General features: G+C 36.0%; 22 protein-coding genes. 4 read left to right on the top strand and 18 right to left on the bottom strand.

Annotation, left to right across the window (positions count from 1 at the left end; all coding sequences use genetic code 11):
* Window positions 1-6: 6 nt before the first annotated feature.
* Both atpB and GHI93_RS05270 read right to left on the bottom strand, forming a co-directional pair.
* Window positions 7-720 (bottom strand): F0F1 ATP synthase subunit A, encoded by a 714-nt coding sequence (gene atpB / locus GHI93_RS05275; protein WP_153496027.1) that lies wholly within the window; start codon window positions 718-720, stop codon window positions 7-9.
* A 46-nt stretch (window positions 721-766) separates the two neighbouring features.
* On the bottom strand, window positions 767-976 hold the full coding sequence (locus tag GHI93_RS05270) for a F0F1 ATP synthase subunit C (RefSeq protein ID WP_153496026.1): 210 nt from the start codon (window positions 974-976) through the stop codon (window positions 767-769).
* A 479-nt stretch (window positions 977-1,455) separates the two neighbouring features.
* Between GHI93_RS05270 and GHI93_RS05265 the strand changes: the two genes are divergently transcribed.
* The 4 genes from GHI93_RS05265 (at window position 1,456) to GHI93_RS05250 (ending at window position 4,162) form a co-directional block, all read left to right on the top strand.
* On the top strand, window positions 1,456-1,659 hold the full coding sequence (locus tag GHI93_RS05265) for a hypothetical protein (protein WP_153496025.1): 204 nt from the start codon (window positions 1,456-1,458) through the stop codon (window positions 1,657-1,659).
* A gap of 60 nt (window positions 1,660-1,719) precedes the next feature.
* A complete protein-coding gene (locus GHI93_RS05260; RefSeq protein WP_153496024.1) occupies window positions 1,720-2,154 on the top strand; it encodes a universal stress protein in 435 nt (144 codons plus the stop codon).
* A gap of 47 nt (window positions 2,155-2,201) precedes the next feature.
* Window positions 2,202-3,419 carry an MFS transporter gene (locus tag GHI93_RS05255; RefSeq protein WP_153496023.1) on the top strand — a complete coding sequence of 406 codons (1,218 nt, stop codon included), beginning with the start codon at window positions 2,202-2,204 and terminating at the stop codon, window positions 3,417-3,419.
* An 83-nt stretch (window positions 3,420-3,502) separates the two neighbouring features.
* Window positions 3,503-4,162: a Crp/Fnr family transcriptional regulator gene (locus GHI93_RS05250; RefSeq protein WP_153496022.1), complete on the top strand. Its 660-nt coding sequence runs from the start codon at window positions 3,503-3,505 to the stop codon at window positions 4,160-4,162.
* 137 nt (window positions 4,163-4,299) lie between these two features.
* Here GHI93_RS05250 and GHI93_RS05245 read toward each other — a convergent pair whose 3' ends face one another.
* The 16 genes from GHI93_RS05245 to GHI93_RS05170 form a co-directional block, all read right to left on the bottom strand.
* Window positions 4,300-5,145, bottom strand: a complete 846-nt coding sequence (locus GHI93_RS05245) for a carbohydrate ABC transporter permease (protein ID WP_153496021.1) — start codon at window positions 5,143-5,145, stop codon at window positions 4,300-4,302.
* Window positions 5,142-6,056 (bottom strand): carbohydrate ABC transporter permease, encoded by a 915-nt coding sequence (locus GHI93_RS05240; RefSeq protein WP_153496114.1) that lies wholly within the window; start codon window positions 6,054-6,056, stop codon window positions 5,142-5,144. The genes GHI93_RS05245 and GHI93_RS05240 overlap by 4 nt, the downstream gene beginning before the upstream one ends.
* Window positions 6,057-6,174: 118 nt before the next feature.
* On the bottom strand, window positions 6,175-7,455 hold the full coding sequence (locus GHI93_RS05235) for a sugar ABC transporter substrate-binding protein (protein ID WP_153496020.1): 1,281 nt from the start codon (window positions 7,453-7,455) through the stop codon (window positions 6,175-6,177).
* A gap of 12 nt (window positions 7,456-7,467) precedes the next feature.
* A complete protein-coding gene (locus GHI93_RS05230) occupies window positions 7,468-9,768 on the bottom strand; it encodes a glycoside hydrolase family 65 protein (RefSeq protein WP_153496113.1) in 2,301 nt (766 codons plus the stop codon).
* 133 nt (window positions 9,769-9,901) lie between these two features.
* Window positions 9,902-10,105, bottom strand: a complete 204-nt coding sequence (locus GHI93_RS05225; protein WP_246177037.1) for a hypothetical protein — start codon at window positions 10,103-10,105, stop codon at window positions 9,902-9,904.
* Entirely contained in the window at window positions 10,098-10,481 is a 384-nt protein-coding gene (locus GHI93_RS05220) for an RDD family protein (RefSeq protein WP_246177036.1), read from the bottom strand. The genes GHI93_RS05225 and GHI93_RS05220 overlap by 8 nt, the downstream gene beginning before the upstream one ends.
* A 127-nt stretch (window positions 10,482-10,608) precedes the next feature.
* A complete protein-coding gene (locus tag GHI93_RS05215; RefSeq protein ID WP_153496018.1) occupies window positions 10,609-11,601 on the bottom strand; it encodes a LacI family DNA-binding transcriptional regulator in 993 nt (330 codons plus the stop codon).
* Between the two features lie 233 nt (window positions 11,602-11,834).
* Entirely contained in the window at window positions 11,835-12,611 is a 777-nt protein-coding gene (locus GHI93_RS05210; RefSeq protein ID WP_153496017.1) for an alpha/beta hydrolase, read from the bottom strand.
* Window positions 12,612-12,697: 86 nt separating this feature from the next.
* The gene (locus GHI93_RS05205; protein WP_246177035.1) at window positions 12,698-14,914 is read right to left on the bottom strand and encodes a DNA internalization-related competence protein ComEC/Rec2; all 2,217 of its coding nucleotides are present in this window, start codon (window positions 14,912-14,914) and stop codon (window positions 12,698-12,700) included.
* Window positions 14,907-15,584: a ComEA family DNA-binding protein gene (locus GHI93_RS05200; protein WP_153496015.1), complete on the bottom strand. Its 678-nt coding sequence runs from the start codon at window positions 15,582-15,584 to the stop codon at window positions 14,907-14,909. Before GHI93_RS05200 ends, GHI93_RS05205 begins: the two co-directional genes overlap by 8 nt.
* Window positions 15,585-15,632: 48 nt before the next feature.
* A complete protein-coding gene (locus GHI93_RS05195) occupies window positions 15,633-16,976 on the bottom strand; it encodes an ABC transporter permease (protein WP_153496014.1) in 1,344 nt (447 codons plus the stop codon).
* Window positions 16,977-16,987: 11 nt separating this feature from the next.
* Complete coding sequence (locus GHI93_RS05190; RefSeq protein WP_153496013.1) at window positions 16,988-17,893, bottom strand: ABC transporter ATP-binding protein; 906 nt, start codon at window positions 17,891-17,893, stop codon at window positions 16,988-16,990.
* A 202-nt stretch (window positions 17,894-18,095) separates the two neighbouring features.
* The gene (locus GHI93_RS05185; protein ID WP_153496012.1) at window positions 18,096-18,641 is read right to left on the bottom strand and encodes a hypothetical protein; all 546 of its coding nucleotides are present in this window, start codon (window positions 18,639-18,641) and stop codon (window positions 18,096-18,098) included.
* Window positions 18,638-18,874: a helix-turn-helix transcriptional regulator gene (locus GHI93_RS05180; protein WP_153496011.1), complete on the bottom strand. Its 237-nt coding sequence runs from the start codon at window positions 18,872-18,874 to the stop codon at window positions 18,638-18,640. Before GHI93_RS05180 ends, GHI93_RS05185 begins: the two co-directional genes overlap by 4 nt.
* A 138-nt stretch (window positions 18,875-19,012) precedes the next feature.
* On the bottom strand, window positions 19,013-19,573 hold the full coding sequence (locus GHI93_RS05175; protein ID WP_153496010.1) for a GNAT family N-acetyltransferase: 561 nt from the start codon (window positions 19,571-19,573) through the stop codon (window positions 19,013-19,015).
* Between the two features lie 96 nt (window positions 19,574-19,669).
* Window positions 19,670-20,848: an SLC13 family permease gene (locus GHI93_RS05170; RefSeq protein WP_153496009.1), complete on the bottom strand. Its 1,179-nt coding sequence runs from the start codon at window positions 20,846-20,848 to the stop codon at window positions 19,670-19,672.
* Window positions 20,849-20,968 lie beyond the last annotated feature (120 nt).

Genomic DNA, 20,968 nt, shown 5'->3' with positions numbered 1-20,968 from the left:
CTACTCCTATTCTTCTTCTAAGATTTTGTGGCTAATGTACAGATTTGTCAAAAGGACAAAAACATAAGCCTGAAGGGCTGAGATAAAAAGTGAGAATCCAATCCATGCAATTTCAAGAATAATTGCGACGGGATACATGAATGGTGTAGAACTTACCATTCCTGCAATCAAGCCAAGCATGATTTCACCTGCGAAAATATTTCCGTAAAGACGAAGACCAAGCGATAATGTATTCGTGAACTCTTCCAAAATATTCATTGGAAGTAATGCTTTTGGATCTTTCCAAAAGGCGACTTTTAGATATTTTCCAAAGCCAAATTTTTGGACTCCGACGACGTTTGAAAGAACGACAACCATCAATGCTAAAGTCAAATCGACTGTGGCATTTGCTGTTGGAGATTTCCAAAGTGAGACATCGTGAGTATTACTCAATTTAGTGATCAAGCCAATCGAGTTAGCAACAAGAAGGAATGAGAACAGGGTAAAGCTCAAGAGGGAGTAACGTGGGGATTCTTTTGCACCAAGCATATCTTTTCCTATGCCATTTACAAAATCCACCGCCCATTCAAGAACGTTTTGTTTACCAGAAGGTTTTAGCTGCATGTTGCGGCTAGCCCAGAATATCAGACAAAATACAATGGCTAAAGTAATCACGGTCATCACAGTGATCGTTCCATCAAAAGCAATCGGTCCAATATTGAAGGTCCAGGTTGATTCCATATACTGTTCTTCCTTTCTAGTTTAAAATTTTGTTAAAAACGAAATCTTAACGGAAAAGGAATGCCATAGCAAGGGCAATGAAGAATGTACCTTCGACGAAGGCAATACCCATGAACATAGAACCACGAAGTTTTCCTTCAAGTTCAGGTTGGCGTGCAACTGATTGAAGGAAGTTTGAGACGATGAGCCCGTCACCAATAGCGGCACCAAGTGCAGCAAGACCGATGGCGATAGCACCAAGAGCGGCAATAGTCATATTTAGACCTCTTTTCTATATTTTAGCGGAATCTGACGCTCCGCAATTTAATATTACTAGCAAATTATAGCTTTATTCTTTTTGTTTGTCAAAATAAAATATCAAATTTTCGTAATTATCTTTAGTTTTTTAGCTATAAAACATAGTTTAAAGCCTTTTGTTATCTACTTTGAGTGATGTATCATTCATTTGAGCATTATTTTTTTAAAAAAATTTTTTTCGTTTTTCTTTCCTATTATAATTGTATTCGTTTTCTTTGCTTATTTCATTGGGCTTCATCCTCAGTGCGAAACATTTTATGTTAGCAAATGTTGTTTAGTTTTATTGTGGCGAATCGGATTTCTTTTGTTTAAAATAAGGTTACTTGTTAAATTGATTGGGAGCTAGCAAAAGATAAAACTTGAAAATGGATTATTTTTTAATAGTAGAAAACGATATAACAACATAAAAAATTTATTTATTTATAAGGAGTCTTTAAAATGAAATTTAAATTTAAAGGTTTGTCACCCTTTGAAGAAGATGTTACCCCTAACTTTATGGGGGAAGCAGAAATGCCTACTGTTGTTCGTGAATTTGAAACAATGGAAAATGCGATTGAGTATGTCGCAAAAAATCGGGGATTTATGGTTACAGATGATAAGAAATTAGCATTTGTAGTTAGAAATATCCAACAAATTAACTAATTGCAAAGAATCTGTCGCCCTTTCATCGGCAGATTCTCACACCCCTAGGAAACGAGCATTATGAAAAATAAATCTCAACGAATTTTAGTTGGTCTTGATGGCTCTGTTGAGTCACTTAAAGCACTAGATAAGGCTATTGAACTGGCTTATTCAAATCAAGCAGAACTTGTAATTGCACACATCATTGATTTGCGTTCTTTTTCAACTGCTGCTTCACTTGATCCAGAATGGGCCGATGCGCATCAGCAAGGAGCAGAAAAGTTTTTGAACGATTTTGCGCAAGAAGCAAAAGATGCAGGCATTCATTCTGTTAAAACTGTTCTTGAAATGGGTGCTCCAAAAGTTTTATTGAGCACGACGATTCCACAAAAAGAAGCCATCGATCTTATCGTGATTGGGGCGACTGGAATGAGTCGTTTGGAACGTATTTTAATGGGTTCTGTCTCACAATATATTATCGGACATTCACTCTGTGATGTCTATGTCGTTCGATAAGTTTTTTACTTATCATCTTTCTGTCAAACATTAGAAATGGGAAAATTATGAAAAAGGAAAGTATATTTACCGCTACTTTCATTATAAATACGCTGATTAGCTTTTTATTTTATATTGTCTTTTATGTCTTAACATCGTCCATTGGGACTTATGCTTTAAATCAATTGCATCAATCCACAGTGATTAGTTTGTCACTTTCAAGTATTTTTGTTATTGGTGCTTTGATCGGTCGGGTTTGGACCGGAATTATGGTGACGAAATTAGGAATGAAACGTCTGCTTTATATTGGTGGATTAATCTTTTTGATTTTGACTTTTGGTTATTATTTTACAACAAATATTCCTTTGTTATTCTTAATTCGTGTCATCCAAGGTGCTGGTTTTGGGATTGGTGCAACAGCTTCAGGAACGATTGCTGGACACGTTGTTCCTGCAAGTCGTCGGGGGGAAGGAATTGGTTATTATGCCTTATCTGTTACTCTTGCTGCTGCCGTTGGTCCTGCATTAAGTATTCAAATTTATTCTTCTTTTGGATTTAAAACGTTATTAACTTTAGCCCTTGCTTTACTTATTTTAACTTTCATCATGATTTTCTTTGTTCGGGTGAAAGAATTCTCTGCTGAGGAACGTGAGCACGCGCTGGCTCATCAACCTAAGGGAATTGATAAATACATTGAAAAATCTGCTCTTCCGATTTCAATTATCGCGTTTCTTGCAGGATTTATCGACTCAGCCATCTTGACTGGTATGGGACCATTCTCAATGGATTTGCATGTTCCTGCTGCAGGTTCACTGTTCTTTACAATGTATGCCATTTTGATTTTTATTTCTCGTCCTTTCACTGGTCGGATTTTCGATTCTAAGGGAGACAATTGGGTCTTTCATCCAACTTTCCTCTTCTTTGCGGTTGCGATGCTTTTAGTTGGCGTTGCTGGTTACTTCCATCCAACGTCTGGATTTTTAATGTTACTTGTTGCGGGAGCTGCTTTTGGTCTTGGTTATGGGGGCGTTGCTCCATTTGGCCAAGCAGTTGCAATTCGTGAAGCAGGCAAAGAACGGATTGGTGTTGCTACATCTACTTTCTTTGGATTCCTTGATTTAGGTGTTGGCGGTGGACCTATCGTGTTAGGTGCAATCATTCCATTACTTGGTCACGGGATGGTTGGATTCCGTAATCTTTATCTTTTGAGTGCGCCTGCGGTAGTGATTGTTTGGATTATTTATTATTTAATTCATGGTAAAAACCATAAGAAAGTTCTTGGGTAATGGATTACGCTAAAATAGTGTATAATTACTATTGAAATAGTTTAACCTCCTAGAAAAAGGTGGAATTAGAAGGAAATTATTGAATGCTGCAAAATTTTAATTATTTAATGGAAATGCTAAAAAACAAACAAGTTGGAACCATTACCAGAAAAAAACACAGCTATGTTATGTATCAAGGGATTGAATCAGATTATATTTATATTTTAAAAGATGGTGTCGCAAAAATAAGCAATATTTTGCGCGATGGACGTGAATTTAATATTGCTTATGTGACTGAACCTGATTTTGTTTCTTTACTTGAGAACAAACAAACCAATAATGTCTATGCTCTTTTTAATGTTCGTGTTGAAACTGATTTTGCTACTTTTTATAAAGTGCCTCGCAAAGATTTTTGGGAGTGGGTCAGTACTGATGTTGAATTACTTCGGATTGTGGATGAATTTTACCAACGTCGGTTGTCATTGAATTTGGGAATTTTGCAAGAGATGATGACGAATGGTAAAAAAGGGGCCGTTTGCGTTTGTATTTATAATTTGGTGGATAGTTTTGGAATTCAGAAAAAAGACGGGATTCTCATTGATTTTCCAATTACCAATGAAGACATTGCAAATTTCTGTGGCATTTCAACCCGAACCAGTGTCAATCGGATCATTCATGATTTAAAAGCTGAACGTGTGATTGATATCATCGAAAATAAGATCATGATTTATAATTTGCCTTATTTAGAAAATTATGTGAACTAAAACAGTTCTGTCAGCACTGACAGAACTGTTTTTTTGTTAAAATGCGCGCTCTTCTTTTGCTTTTTATCAACTCGAAGTCTTTTGGTTTTCTGTAAAATTATATTCTTTTTCTATTACTTTGTCAGTACTGACAGACTTTATTTTTCACCATCCATTCGTACCCCCTGTAAGAAATAACCGTTGAATAGGATATACAAGATGATAATTGGAATAATCGTCAGTATAGAAGCTGCCATGACACGATTCCACATTTGTCCTCCTTGATCTGCAGATTGTAAAACTTGCAAACCAAGCGTTAGCGTAAATTTACTTGGTGTATGCATATAAAGCATCGGTGCTAATAAATTATTCCAGAACCCCATAAAGACAAAGACCGCCTGTGTTGCAATTGAGGGTTTGGCAAGTGGCATGACAATACGGAAAAAAGTACCCACACGCGATAAGCCATCAATTCGCGCTGCTTCTTCGACATCTTTAGGAAAACTTAAGAAAAATTGTCGCATCATGAAAATATTTCCAATATTAATTGCTGCAGGCAAAATCAAAGCCCAGAAAGTATCTAACATCCCCAAGTTTTTGACAATCAAATAATTTGGAATCAAAAGCACTTGAGCTGGTACCATCATCATGGCTAGAATTCCGTAATAAAATTGCTTGCGCCCTGGAAAACTCAGGCGTGCCAAACTGTAACCAGCCATAGTGTTTAAGAACACATTGATTGCCGTCCCTATGACAGACACAATCATTGAATTGAAAAACCATGTCACAAACATTGAGCCTGATTTCGGACTAAATAAGTATTGGTACTGCTCTGTTGTAAAATGCTTTGAAATCAGGGACATTGAGCCACTCGTAATTTCTGACAAGGGTTTGAAACTCGCCGCAACTGCCCATAAAAACGGATAAAAGGTAATGATTGCATAAGCGATAAGAACAATATAAAGCAGACTTTTCAATACTTTTTGTTTCTTTGTTTTTTTCATCTGATTCCATTCCCTCCGTTAAGTTTTTCAGCAATCCGTGTCACGATAAAGATAATCACAGCAAGTAATATCGCAAGTACCGCAGCATAACCCATTTGATTATTTGTACCAAAAGCATATTGGAAAATTAAAAGACTAACTGTCAATGTAGAATTTGCAGGACCTCCCGTACCGCCTGAAAAGATGTAAGCTTGATCAAACATTTGAAACGTCCCAATAATTCCTGTCAAAAGGACGAAAGTCGTGATAGGACGTAAATAGGGAATCGTAATATAACGCAACTTATCAATAACATTAGCGCCGTCAATTTCTGCTGCTTCATACATTGAATCTGGCAAATCTACGAGCGATGCAAGATAGATTGTCATAAAATAAGGAACCGTTGACCAAATATTCATCATCATGATAATCTTCAATGTCCAGTGTGTATCATTGATAAAATTAATCGGTTGATTAATCCAATGCAAACTTTGCAGTACACCATTCACGGGACCATTTAAATTAAACAAAAACATAAAAATCATTGTCAATGCTGCAGAGCTCGTCAACGTAGGTAAAAAATAAACCAATCGGAAAATCTTTTTACCATGAATAGACTTATTGGCTAGAATGTAAGCAATGACAAGTGCAATGAAAGTCTGTACTGGAACCACAATCAAAGCAAAAAAGCTTGTATTTTGAAGTGCACGAATCAACTGCTTATCAGTGAACAAATTTGCCCAGTTTTTAAAATTATTCCATGTGTAAGTGTGAGAAATTAAATCAACATTGTTAAAACTCAGATACACTGCAAATAGGATTGAAAGTACAAAGAAAATCAAAATGATAACCAAGGCGGGAGCAAGAAAGCCATAACCTTGAATCATCTCGCCAAACGCTCTTTTACTGCGTCTCGATTTGGACGGTTTCATTTCCATAGAAAACTCCTTTTCATTTGTGTAAATAGCCTTTACTAAGATAAAAATTTTACTGACAGACTGATGATGCGGTCTGTCAGTAATTTTTTATCAAAGCGAATCTCTGAGCCGCTTATTTACTTAACTTGCTGTTTGCATCTTGATCTGCTTGTTTCAAAGCTGACTTAAGCTGTGCTGGTGTTCCATCTTTTTTGAAAGCATTCGTGATGAAGTTATCATAGGAAGTTACAACCGTGGTCAAGTTCACACCATCTTGCCAAGGTTGGGCATATGTTAATTCGTCTGAATGGATCTTCAAAAGTGGATTTTGTTTAATAAATGTTGAACTGTCATTAACATCTTGACGTGTTGCAAGTGTTCCTACCCCAGAAGTCCATGTGGTCATACCAGCTTTACCTGTGACATATTTGATCCAATCATTTGCAAGATTAGTCACTTTTGTATTCTTATATTCGCCCCAGCCCACTGTATATTGCATCGTTTGTTTTTGACCATCGTAAGTCATGTTAGGAATAATCGTGTAGTGCAAATCTTTATACTGCGTATTATAAACTTGGTAATTCCAGTTTCCTGTCAATGCCATCGCAAATTTACCTGTAGCAAATCCCGTTCCTTCATCACCTGCACCAACTTGTTGTGGAGTAGCTACGATACCTTCGTTAAACATCTTTTGTACAAAGGTCAAATTTTTCAAAATTGTTTGATCAGAAAGTTTAGAAACACCTTTACCAGCTTTAGTTATAGGGTTTTGATCTCCTGATGTGATAAATTGCCAATTTCTTGTCAAATCAGCATTCATATTCATCATATAGACTTTGCCCGTGCCATAAGTCGCATCAAGTTTGGCTTGTTGTGCAGGTGCCCATTTTAGAAAATCTTCATAGGATTTTGGGATAGCATTGATATCAATGCCAGCTTTGGCAAAAATATCTTTATTCACATAAAGAGCGAGCGTGGACACGTCTTTTGGTACAGCATAAACATTACCATTCGTTGTAAAGGCACCAATCGAAGTCTTGTAGAAATTACTTGGATCAGCTACTGATTTGCTCAATTTGTTGAGTACACCTTCTTTTTGAAGATACGGATAAAAACTTGAATCAATATAGAAAACATCAGGCGCAGTGCCTCCTGATAGGTCTGTTGGGAGTTGTTGTGTGATATTAGTATAGACTTTGGGCTTGACTGTCACATCATATTTTTTTTCAAATGTTTTGACCAGTTTGTCAAACGTCGCATTTTCAGTATCAGAACCTTTCCAATACCCGACAGTTAATGTTTCCCCCTTAACTGACCCTGATTGTTTTTTTGAAGCTGTGTTTCCGCATGCAACAAGAAAAGCAGCCGACATCATTGTTGCACCTGTGAGCGCAACTTTTTTCCAAGTTTTCATTTTATTTTCCTCCTATATGGAAATTATTAATTGACTTTTTAAAGTATATTCTTGGTCTTTATTCAAAAATTTGATCTCATGCCCATTATCTGGTTTTGTCACAATCATTCGTTTTCTGTCAGTACTGACAGAAATATTTTCTCCACGATAATCAAAGCCATACTTCAGAAGTGACCATTTTTTTGGTAAATGGGGTTCAATTCGAAGCCGACTCTTCACCATCCGCACTCCGCCATATCCAAACACGATCATCTGCCAAATACCGCCAAGACTCGCTGCATGAATCCCTGCGTCAGATGACTTCATATAATCTCCCATATCAATATTAATGGCTTTATTAAAGAAATCATAAGATTGCTCAAGTTTTCCCAAATCTGCAGACAAAATCGCGTGTGTAGAAAAGCTTAAACTACTATCATGAGTTGTTTTTGGCTCATAATAATCAAAGTTTTTCAACTTCTGATCGCGGTCAAACAAATCTTCAAACAACAGCATCAAAAGTAAAACATCCGCTTGTTTCGTAATTTGCATCTGATTGACCTGTTCCAAATTAAAATCATGAAATAAACTATCCACACCATCCGATTCTCGATATTTACTTAAATCTATTACTTTTTTTGTAAGATAACTATCATCTTGTGGTATAATTCCTCCATCAGTTGCTTTAGGTAAGAAAATTTTATCAACTTTAGCTGACAAATTTTCTGTCAGTACTGACAGATTTAGTTTTTTGTCTAATTTTTCATAAAAATCAGGTTCATCTCTCCTTAAGTCTTCAATAAGCTTAATGGCAAAGGCGACATTCCATTGTGCTGTATAGTTTGTATAGGCATTATTGTTGATATGCTCTTTATATTCATCAGGACCAATAACATCTCGAATTTCATAATTATCAAGCGCATGATTATATTCTAGGCGACTTGCCCAAAATTTTGCTGTATCAATCAGAATCTCGTCACCTTTTTCGAGTTCAAATTCATGGTCACCTGTTACATCTATGTATTGTTTCACACCAAAGGCAACATCTGATGTGATATGCTGTTCTATAAATCCTGACCAGATTTTTGTGGACTGCCCCGTTATAATATCAGCTGCACCCCAGACAGGTGTGACTTCCCCATCAGCAGGGTTTGCTGCTTCCCACGGATACTGTGCCCCTTCATATCCATTAATTTTTGCTTTTTTATGTGCTCCATCAAGCCCCAAATAGCGATAGGTGACCAACTTTTTTGCTATATCAGGATGAGTAAAATTAAAATAAGGCAACATAAATATTTCCGTATCCCAAAACGCATGGCCTTTATATCCTTCTCCTGATAGTCCCTTTGCGCCAATATTCATTCTTTCGTCGTGACTTGGTGCCATAGCATGCAAGTGATACTTTGCGAATCTTATCGCCAGCTGATCGCGGAAGTTTTCTGATTTTATTTCAATAGGGTGTTTCTCCCAAATTTTCTGCCAAACGCGTGCGGATTCTTGAAGAAGTAATTCATAATCTAAATGATCAATCTTTTGAAGTTCATGAACCCCTTCAGATCTTAGGGCACTTAATTCATGATCTTCTATATCTTTATCATTCGAAGTGTAAATTGAGCCTCTTTTTTCAATATTAATCGTACTCTCCACGTCTAAATCAAAATCGTAATTCATAAAAAAGGAACGGCGACAGGTTTCTGGTCTTTCTGAAATCGTTATATTAAACTTATGTTCCACAGTTTGAATAATTTGAATTTTTGAGTGAGTTGTCACGGGCATCATTTGAATAAATTTTCCCTCAACTAATCCTTTTTCACCATCTGTAAAATGTTGACTTCCCTCATTTGAAACTTGTCCATTAATGCCTGATCGCATTTTGACATGAATGGGAATACGCGTTAAATTGGTCAATCGCACATGACTTACAAGTAAATGACGACGTGCTTGAGATACAAAGCGTCGGAACTCGAATTTCATTTTTAGATCCTCAAACTCCCAAATAAATTCACGCGTTAATTCTCCATTTTTAAGATTCAATCTTTTTTTATAATCCCTCACCTGACCATTGACAAGTGAAAAACGTCTCCCATTAAAAATAAATGACATTCCCCACATATCAGGAAGATTAGGTAATTCTGTGACTTCATTTTCGTCAAACGAGTTAAACGTTCCAGCAACAAAAGTATCGCGAATTTCTCCAATATATGCTTCTTCCTCACTTGATCTACTCCCAAGGTAGCCATTTCCTAAAGCCATTATTGCTTCGGATTTTCCCAGAAGTTGTTCGTCAAAACCTTGTTGTTCAATTTGCCAAAGTTTTTTCTGATCATAATTCATCAGACTCAATTTAGTTCTCCTTTATGATTTTATTATTTTTATGTTAGAAAATCGAACTAACTAAAACGTTTTAGTTACAATTAAAAAATATCTCGAATCTATAAATGATCAAAATAATGCTGATTTCGAAAAATCAAAATAATACCGCCCAAAATATACTGAGTATTGAAAAAGGAAGACCGTAAATCAGATACATTTTTAACATTTTCAAACCATCATAGTCATTACGATACCCCCATGCAATACCATAAGCTACTGCAATTGTTAAAATAAAAACAAAGGCTAATGGTAAAACAGGCATTTTAAGGAAAAGAGGTAAATGGTTTTCATCAAACATTGATTATTACCTCGCTTCTGCCGATTATATCATGCAAAAATTTGTGATTTGTTAAGTAAAGAACCAAACTTATCACAATAAAAGCCCACCCTATAAAAGGTAAAAAATATAATAACTTAGCACATTCACGCTGTCCTACTTCCATTAATTCAGTTGATACTGTTTTAACTTTCAGTTTCGCAAAAAATTTTCCGATTGTTTTTCCTTGAAAACTACTCTCAGAAATCATATTATATAAAACAAATAAGATTCCAGCTAATAAATTAGCGATACTTGAAAGTTCTTTTTCTGAAAAAATAAGATGAACAAGGATTAAGCAAGGAAGATATACAATGATCAAATCAATCAAGCTTGCTAATAAACGTTGAATTAGCATCAAATACCTCATGTTTTTCGCCTTTCGTCCTCTTAACTGAGGAAAATACAGCACTAACTAAAACGTTTTAGTTAACTAAGATCATTATATAGTAATCGTTTTCATTTGTCAAGAAAAAATAAAAAAATTATATTTTTATTTTTGCACTTTCTCGCTCGATAATCTGATATGGAACAAATCGATGATTAATCTCATTTTTTTCAATCTGACGAATCAAATCTTTTACTGCATATTCAGAGATTTTTCCTATATCTTGTCGAATAGTCGTCAAAGAAGGAGTCACATAGCTCGCCAAAGTAATATCATCAAACCCAACAATTGCAATTTTTTGATCTAAATGCAACGTTCTAAAAGCTTTAATCACTCCAATCGCCATCAAATCACTTGCAGCAAAAATGGCGTCAATTTGAGCAAATCCATTTTCATTACTGTAATTTATTGCCCATTTGTAGGCTTCACTTTCTGAGAAATTTGCATCATATACTTGAGCATTCTGAACTGCTTTTCGATATCCTCTTTCACGTGCTTGAGCAACGGTTGCAGTTTTTGTTCCATTTAAAAAGATAATCCTTTTATTTCCTGATTGCTTTAATAATTGGGTCATTTCAAATGTGGCGCTTACATTGTCTGTTGAAACAGTTCCTATTCTTTCATTTTGAATATCCAAATCAATTGCAACTGTCGGTAAATCAAACGTTTCAAGTTCTTGATAATAGGGATCTGAAATTCGCAACCCTTGAATAATCAATCCTGTAATATCTTTTTCATTACAAAATTGTCTTAAACTTTTTTGAGTTTGTTTTTCTGAATTCGTTGCATAAAAAACAAATTCATAATCAGTTCTATCTAAATTATCAACAACTCCACCCAAAATTTCCAGAGGCATTGCAACACCTCGAGTGACATTAATTTCATTCAAAATTAAAGCAATGATTTTTTTCCTCTTACTTGAAAGTTGCTTTGCTGCACTATTGGGAGTATATCCAAGTTCTTTTGCAGCTAAAGTCACTTTTTTGATTGTGTCAGCACTGATATCGCTATAATTATTAAATACTCTAGAAATACTGCTTACTGATAGACCTGTTTTGAGTGCAACATCTTTAATTGTTACTTTTTTCATGCATTCCTCTATTTTTTATTTATTTTTTATATTACCACTTTTTAATGGTCTAAACAACTTTAAGCAAAATTTTTAATGACTAAAAGTTTTTTAAAATGTACAGAAATAACCCAACTAAGAGGGTTTAGATAACAATAATTTTTAGGTTCAACGTTTATAATAAAGCCTGGCAATAAGATAGACTTTATTTTAACTTAAGAAATGCTGTCAGTACTGACAGAACTGTTTTTTTGTTAAAATGCGCGCTCTTCTTTGATGTAGTTAATCGGTAACCACTCAAATACCGTTTCAATTTTTCTGGTCCAATAATACCATTCGTGGATGCCGTCTGCAGTTTCATAAGTGAGGTCATAATTCATCTTTTTAAGCTCATTTGCGACATACTCATTGCCTGAATAGAGCAAATCCTGCTTTCCGCACCAAGCATACAATTTTGGACGTTCTCCCTCAAAACGTGCTGCAAGAGGAAGAATCTCATTTTCAGATCCTTTAAAATTTTCCATTGTTCCGAAAAGTCCGCCCCAGTAAGCAGGGTTATCATCAAAATGTTCTTCCATGCCGTTGAATGTAAGAACGCCTGAGAGGCTTGCTGCATAACTGAAGGTATTTGTCCCAAGCGCTAATCTAAACGCACCATAACCGCCCATAGAAAGCCCTGCGATGAAATTTTTCTCACGTTTTGTTGATAAATTTGGAAAAAAGTTGTGAATCACTTTTGGGAGTTCAAGCGCAATTGCATCAAAATAATTCATGCCGTATGTGGTATTGATATAAAACCCTAAATCTGTTGACGGCATTACAATCGCGAGATTGGTCTTTCGGATTAGGCGATCAATTCCAGAGCGATTGATCCACGAATTTTCATTTCCAGACATTCCGTGTAAAAGATACAGCACAGGAATCTCTTTTCCTGTAAAGTTTTCGACTTTATTTTGCTCTGGATAAATCACTTTTACCTCTCGATTCATCCCAAGTACTTCGCTATAATATTCAAGACTGATAATGGCCATTGGTCACTCCTTTTCATTCTCTCGTCAGCCTTTTGAAAACCAGTTTGATCTTCTGTCAGTACTGACAGTTTTGTTTCTCTATTATATCATTTTACCGTTGTCATTTGCCATTGTTTTAAGCGATTCGTAAGCGCGATGGCACCATGTTGGTCGGTGCGGAACACTGCAACGTGATATTTTTTAAATGTGACAAGTGTTTCTTGGTTGGGATGCCCATAGCGATTATTTTTTCCAACAGAAATTAAAGCAATTTTAGGTTGAATGGCGTTAATAAATTCGGGTGCTGAACTCGTTTTACTGCCATGATGTCCTGCTTTTAAAACGTCAACTTTAAGCGTCGGATACTGTTTTAAAAGTTCTAATTCTCCCTTTTTCTCCAAATCACCAGTGAACAAAAAGTGAGTGCCATAAAAATTTCCATACGTAATGACAGAATCATTATTATCTCCGTGACGCGTATATCCATTAGATAAAACATCTAAGCTGCTATCAAAAATGGGAATCTTATCGCCAACCTTAAGCACATGAATCAAAACCCTTGCTTGTTTCAATTTTTTAATGAAATCAGGGCACGTTAATTCACCTGGTGTAACGCACACTTCTTTGATTTTTATTTTATCAGCCAAAGTAACAAAATCTCCTACATGATCATCATCTGTATGTGTTAAAATCAGATGATCAATTTGAGAGACTCCTTTCGCTTGAAGTGCTGGGATAAGGGTATTTTCAGCATTACTTGAACAAATTGACTTTTGCCACTCTGATTTTTGTTTAAAGCTGACTTTTCCTCCTGTGTCAATTAAAATATTTTGTCGATTCCATTGATCCTGCAAAAAAATACTATCTCCTTGTCCGACATCCATCATCGTAATGCTTGGGTGAAGCGGAATTTTGCAGCTCAAATAACACAAGGAAATTAAAATAAATAAACACAATCGAAAGTTCTTATTTTTCCAAAAATCAATCAACAGCCCCGCTAAAATCAACAGCAATAGAAACGTCCAGCTTCCAATTGATCCAAAAACCAAAGGATAATGAATGATTTGATCAATCCCGTGAATGACAGCTTCTAATCCGTTAAACAACGCATGAATCGGCAAAATGATGCCTAAAAATGAAAATAAAAAGCTCAATAAAAGTAAGGGGAGAAGCAAAACATCAAACAAAAAACTAAAGGCAAATGTCAATAAAATTGAAAACGGTTGGAACACATGAAAATCAAAGATTAAAACGGGTAAAACAAGAAAAGATAAGGCGAGCGCATAAACTAAACTTTGTTTGATTTTTCCTAAACGCTCTACTTTGGGCGCTATCATTTGAATGACAAATGCATAAAAGAGCGTCAATTGACCGCCAATGCTCAACATGCTTTTTGGCATCAAAATCAGGATCAAAATGAGTGTTGCAGAAACATTATCCATTCCTTTTAAACGGATGTTTTTTTGAAGTAACGCCCGTATAACAGAGACAGAAAGTCCTGTCAAAAACGCATAACTTAGAGAAAAAGGAAGTTGTAAAATCCCGACTTTTTCTTTTGTCATCCCTAACCGAAGCAAAATTTTTCTAAATCCTGCGATAAAAAAATTGACCTGCATGCCACTCAAAGCAAATAAATGAATGATTCCAAGTCGCGTATAAAGATCTGTCATTTCGCCAAAATCTTTTCCGAGAAATCCAAAAAGAAGCCCGGTCATGTAATTTGATTCTGGTGCTTTAAAATGCTTCTGAATAAAAACAATCGCGCGCCTTCTCAAAAGTCGTAGATCAAATAACTGTGGTCTTAAGTCAGTAATTTTTTTGATTTTTTGAAGCGTGACAATCTGCCCAATATTTTGACTCAAAAGAAATGCACGATCGTCAAACCCATTAAAATTACGCTTTATTTCTGGACTTTCAAGTGTCGCATCCACATCCAAAATCACATTTTTTGATAATGTTTTATAAAACTGCTGCTCTTGTTTTGATTTGATTTGATAATACACCTGAAATTTTCTGTGATGACTGAGCGCTTGAAAACTCAAAAGATCACCATTGACTTGGATGGTATCTGAAATCGGAATGACGCTTGTGAGGGTTGCAATCGGAGTGTGCTCAAGCTTTTCACTTTGCACATGAACAATAGAAAAATACAGCCCAAAAACAAATAAAATCGGGAATATTTTCCAATATTTTCGATAAAAAAGTAAGAAAAGGAAAGCAAAAAAACAAAACCAAAGTGTTAAATTGGGAGTGAAAATGCAAAAATAAAGGACAATCAATGGGAGTGCCAAAAAAACAAGTGGGACATTTAATTTTTTAATCAACAGTGATGTTTTCTTTCAATTTTTCTATTGTTTTATCGCCGAATCCTTTGACATTTCCTAAATCTTCAACTTTTTGAAATGGACCGTGTTGCGTACGATAATCAATAATATCCTGTGCTTTTTTCGCCCCAACACCGCTCAACGTTTGCAATCCTGTAAGATCAGCAGTATTGATATTGACTTTTTGAGTAGCCGAATTTTCTGTCAGTGCTGACGAAGCATTCGGTATTGTAATCTCTGCAGTTTGGGCGACTGATGGCGCATGTTCTTCTTTTTTAGCCACATAAATGACGGACTCATCTTTGAGTTTTGCAGCAAGGTTGACCGTGTTTTGATCCGCTTCTGACGTAAATCCACCAGCCATTTGGATGAGTTCATCCACACGCGAATCTTTAGGCATCGTATAGACACGAGGAATTTTTACTGCTCCTTTAAGATCGACTTCTATTTTTTCAGATGCTTTTTCTTTTGAAAAATCTGAACCCTGATGACTGTCAGTACTGACAGCTTTTTTGTCAGTGCTGACAGCAGTAATGTCAGAAGGCGAAAACGTTTCTGGTGGATTTTTAGGTTGTGTCACGAGATAAAAACCCCCACCTAGACAAAGTGCAAGACCACCAATGATCAGTATTTTTACATTTTGTTTGAACCATTCGATTAGTTTTTCCATACTTTTTTATACGAAAAAACCAGCACATTGTCACTGGTTTTAATTTTTTTATTTGATAAAAAAGCGATAAATTAGCGCAATAATGATGATAACAACAGCTAAAATCACGCGCCACGGTTGAATTCTTTTCTTTTTTTGATCTAAATTCTTTTCTTTTTTTGGTTTAGATTTTTCCGCGCCAGTGATATTTCTAATCAACTGCGTCATAATCTTGTCATCACTATAAGAAAGCACGTTGCGTGCGTAGATTTTCTCTCCTGCTTTTGCAATCAAAACCGTACCTACGAGTTGCAGAAAAAGAGCAATCCAAGCTTGTGTGGCCGTTGCATATTGAATGGCAAATCTTGATGTCATCAATGTCGGACTGACAAATGGAATAAAGCTCAGCACTTTTAAAATGAGATTTCCAGGAACCGCAGCACCCGCGATTCCACCAATGTAGCCGACCATCGAAAGAAAGGCAATCGGCTGTGTGGCTTGCTGCACCTGCGCTTGTTCATTAACCAAAGACGCAACAATTGACGCAAGAAAAAGATAACCCAAAATGCCTACTAAAGTCATTAGTGCAAGATAAATGCCAAATCCAAGATCTATTCCACTCAACATTGACTGAATCTGAATCACCACAGCTTGTGTTTTGATAAATGGATACAATGCTGCAAATCCAACAACATAAATACCAATTTGAGTGAACGCAAGTAAAATCACACCAATGATTTTTCCGTAATATTGAACATTTGAGCTCGTTGCTGCAAGCAAGGTCTCCATGATTCGACTAGATTTTTCATTTCCGATTTCTTGTCCGATAATGCCCACATACATCATCAAAAGAACGAAAATTAAGATTGAAGAAACGCTTCCTACTGCGATATTTGCGCCCATTTGATCGCCAGCTTCGGATGTTTTTCCAGCCGACGTTTGCGTTTGAATCGTTAATTTTGCAGGAGTGAGCAATGCTTGAACGTTTGCAGCACTAATGTCCAATTTTTGAGCCGTTTGACTCATCTTAAGCTGACTGAGTGCAGCTTGAAAACTGGTTTGATCAAATTTTACAGCAGATTTTTTTCCTGTCACAATCGTATAGGAGCCACCATCTTGAATGAGATAGCCGTCGATACTGTCTTTAGAGAGTTTTTCTTGTGCTTTTGAACGTTCTGAAACTTCACTGATGTCAACGTTAAGTGAATGATCTTGTTTTAAGACTTTTGCGACGATTGGGGCATTCACAACAGCCAAATGTGGTGTCGCGTTCACCCCCGAACTTACGACTAATCCGATCACAAGATAAATGGCAGCCATTAAAAAGGGGGAGAGGACTAATGCCCAAAATCCTGCTCCTTTAATCCGATTTCGATAGATATTTTTGGCAACAAGCCAAGTTTGATTTTTCATTTTTAATTCTCCTAATCAAGTGGTTGATGGCTTGAAGCTTCCATTCTGAAAATCTCATCCAAAGAAGGCGGTGCTTGAACAAAAGCTTGGACATACCCTTCTTGTGTGACAGTTTTAAAGATTTCTCGTCCAATGTCTGAGTGTTCAATCTTGATGGACCGCCCTGAGCCTTGTTTTGTCAGTGATAAAACCCCTGGGATGTTGAGTAAATCCTGATCTGGTACTTTTGATTCAACATACACTCTTGTTCTACCGTATGCTTCACGAATCTTTTGCACTGTTCCGTGCAAAATCGTTTGACCATCTTTTAGCATCACTAATGTATCTGATAATCGCTCCACATCACTCATATTATGATTTGAAAAAATGACCGCTGCACCATGATCTCGACATCGTTTTATTTCATTACGTAAAAGCTCTGTATTAACTGGATCGAGTCCAGTAAAGGGTTCATCTAAAATCAGAAAATCTGGTTGGTGTAAAAGTGTTGCGATAAATTGAACTTTTTGAGCATTTCCTTTTGATAATGTTTGTACTTTATCCGTTGCTTTTCCAACGACTTCAAGACGCTTCATCCATTCTTGCAATTGCACACGCGCATCAGATCTTTTCATCCCGTGTAATTCAGCAAAGTACAAAATCTGATCTTCTACCGTCATTTTCTGATATAAACCACGCTCTTCTGGAAGAAAACCGATTCTTTCTTTTGTTTTTTGACTAATCGCTTCTCCTTTCCATGTGATTTCACCTTGATCTAAGGTGATAAATTTTAAAATCATTCGAAAAGTGGTCGTTTTTCCCGCCCCATTTTGTCCGATCAAACCCAGCACCTCGCCAGGTTGAATCTGCATCGTTAAATCATTCACTGCAATTTTTTCACCAAATCGCTTTGTGACGTGTTCTAGTTTTAAAGTCATGAGTCTCCTTTTCACTCAAAGTTGATGTTCTTAAACCGCTTATCGCAGCAAAAAGAGCATTCGTGATTCACTTTTTTCAACAGTTTATTGCTCGTTTTTTATCCGATTCTCCTTTTTTATGGCTTTAAATTAAACTCATTATATCATTTTCACAAATCTGCTACAATCCATTTTTAATCAAAATGAAATAATTTTCTAATTTTTATAATTTATTTTCTTTTTTTTCTCTTTTTGCATTCAATTCCCAAAAGCAAACAATGATACTGTAAAGTGCAAATAGCCATAACCAAAGTAAGAAATGTGCCCCAGCATCACTCAAAACTCCTTTGATTTGCCACTGGAGTCGTCCACTGATAAATCGATACAGATCTGGAATGAAGGTCAATAGATAAAAACACCATAAGAGCTTATAGAATCGGATTTTTTTACGATCCATATCCATCCCAAAATAAGCTCCACGAATGTTAAGCTCAAGCATATAATAAAAACTTACCACACCACAAAGAATCAAACTTTGTCTGATCGGACTCGTGTAAGGTGTGATTATCGTAACGATTGCACTGTTTACAAAGAGAAGGACAATCAAGAGGATGAAGCTATGTTTGATTACGATCGCATGGATCAGTTTTTGACGCTCGTCGTAGTGCGTTCGATTTTTATTTTGTTTTCTTCTCACCCAAAACGCGATAAAAAGAATCAAAAATCCAAAAATTATTCCAAAGAAAAACCCCCATTGATGCTGCGTCATTTTTTATCCCTTCTTTCATTTTGGTCATTATCGTCTTGCCAAAATAACTCATCTAGTGTTTTACCGAGTGCATGACAGATGTCAAGGCAAAGTGTAATGGTCGGATTATATTTTCCAGATTCAACAGCAACGATGGTTTGTCTGGTCACTCCCACAGCGATAGCGAGATCATTTTGTGTCATTCCAAGGAGTGTTCGTGCTGCTTTCAGTTTCAAATTTTTGTTTTTTTCCATCGTACTCCTTCTTTTTCTTTTAAACAAATTATAAACTATAATATTCTAAAAGTCAATTATATCTTACTTTTATTCTTATATTTTTGACAAAATAAAAAATTGCCTTTTTGTCAGTACTGACAGCAATTTTTTTGTCGTTTATTGGATGAGAGCATTTTTTTCACGTTCTGTCAGTGCTGACAAAAGAAGAACTTGGGCTAGTTTTTCACTTTCTTGTAGCGCAAGCTCCATCCAGAGGATGTCAAACCATTTTTCAAACTTATAGCCTGATTTTTTAAATTGTCCAATCGGTTCAAATCCCAATTTTTCATGAAATTGAATGCTTTGATCATTAGGATACGTGATACACGCATACGCGCGCTGATAATGAAGTTTTGTCAGTGCTGACAGCAACGTGTGATATAACGCTGTCCCAAGCCCCTGTGCTTGTGCATTTTTGTTCACGTAAATAGAGAGTTCAACGACCCAATCGTAAGCTTTTCTCTCACGATAGCGTGAAGCGTACGCATACCCTAGAATTTCTCCATTTTCACACGCCACTAAATAAGGAAATTCAGTGGAAATTTTTTGAATGCGTGTTTCAAATGCTTTGAGTGTTGGCACTTCTAATTCAAACGTAATCGCTGTATTTAAGACATAAGGGGTATAAATTTCAAGACAAGCTTGCGCATCAGAAACCCTAGCGTATCGTATTTCCATAATCATTTCCTTTTTTATTTTTGTTTTATTATACTCGTTTTCTTAAAAAAGAACAAGTCTTCAAAAGAAAAAAAGCTGACTTTCGCCAACTTTGAATTAAATGACAGAAACAACAATCAATCCTAAAACGGATAAAATAATCAAGAAAGCAACCATGCAATAAGCAAAATATCTCGCAAATCCTGCTAATTCTCCGCGCGCTTGAATGGCAATGACTTTGTAAGCAATCAACGTGGCCATAGACGCTGTAAGCATTCCGACGCCACCAACATCAGCTCCCAATAAAACGGCCATCCCATGGCTGGTAAAAGGAGACATTAAAACAGCAGAGGAGATATTTGAAATTACCTGACTAATCAAAACCGTGCCAAGAAATGCACCTTGAGAACTGGATCCAATATGAGACACAAACGTTGTAATTTGATCAATATCCACAAGATTTCCAACAATAATAAAGAAGCACATGAAGGTCAAAATCAGATGATAATCGGCAGTTTTAAATAATTCACGTTTATAAAGAAATACAATTAAAGCAGTGATTCCTGCTGCAAACCAGTAGAAATTTATTCCCCCAATCGCAACCTTTGTAAAAACAGAAGTTGCCATTAACACCATCAATGCAACAAAAACCATCACTTCAACGATATTAAAATCTTTGGGTTTTGTATCAACATGAATCGGATCACGATCAATTAAAAAACACGCGAGATTTAAAACAAGTAATCCCATTAACCACATTGGAATCGTTCCTTTGAAAAATTCTAAATTATTGGTGGACATGTGGAAAAAATTATAAACATAAAGATTATGAGGGTTTCCAAATGGAAGCAAGGTTGAGCCCATGTGACAGGCTGGCACAATAAACGCAGCACCTAAATAAACACTTTTTCGATTTTCGACGTGCTTTGTAATGTAGAGATACAATGGAAGCATGGTCAAAATCGTGAGGTCATTGGTAAAAAATACAGCTAAGAAAAAAGTCAAATTCGTTGTAAAACGGACGAGTTGTCGCGTTGTTTTGGATTTACTGACCATCGTCTCACCGATATAGCGCAAAAGTCCAGATTCTCTAAACCCACCAATCACAAGCATTAATCCAAAAACCGTCGCAATGACTTTCCAATCAAAAAACTTAGTTGTAAAATGCGCTTGCCCAAAAACCATTGCATTGAGCGCAATGAAGAAAGAAATTAAAAAAACTTTATCTCTGTAAAAAAATTGCCAAATTTTAGTCAGAATCTTTTTATTTCCAGCTTCAAACGAGGTATGTTCCATCTTTTCCCCTAACTTTTATTGTTAAAACACACTTCTTTAATTATAACAGTTCGTTTGCGAAAATCAAAATACTTTTTCGCTTTTTTTAAAAAAAAGTAACATACTTTTGATTTAAGGGCA

Source organism: Lactococcus hircilactis, from assembly GCF_009601015.1.
GTDB lineage: Bacteria > Bacillota > Bacilli > Lactobacillales > Streptococcaceae > Lactococcus > Lactococcus hircilactis.
This window is presented reverse-complemented; position numbering and strand designations above follow the sequence as displayed.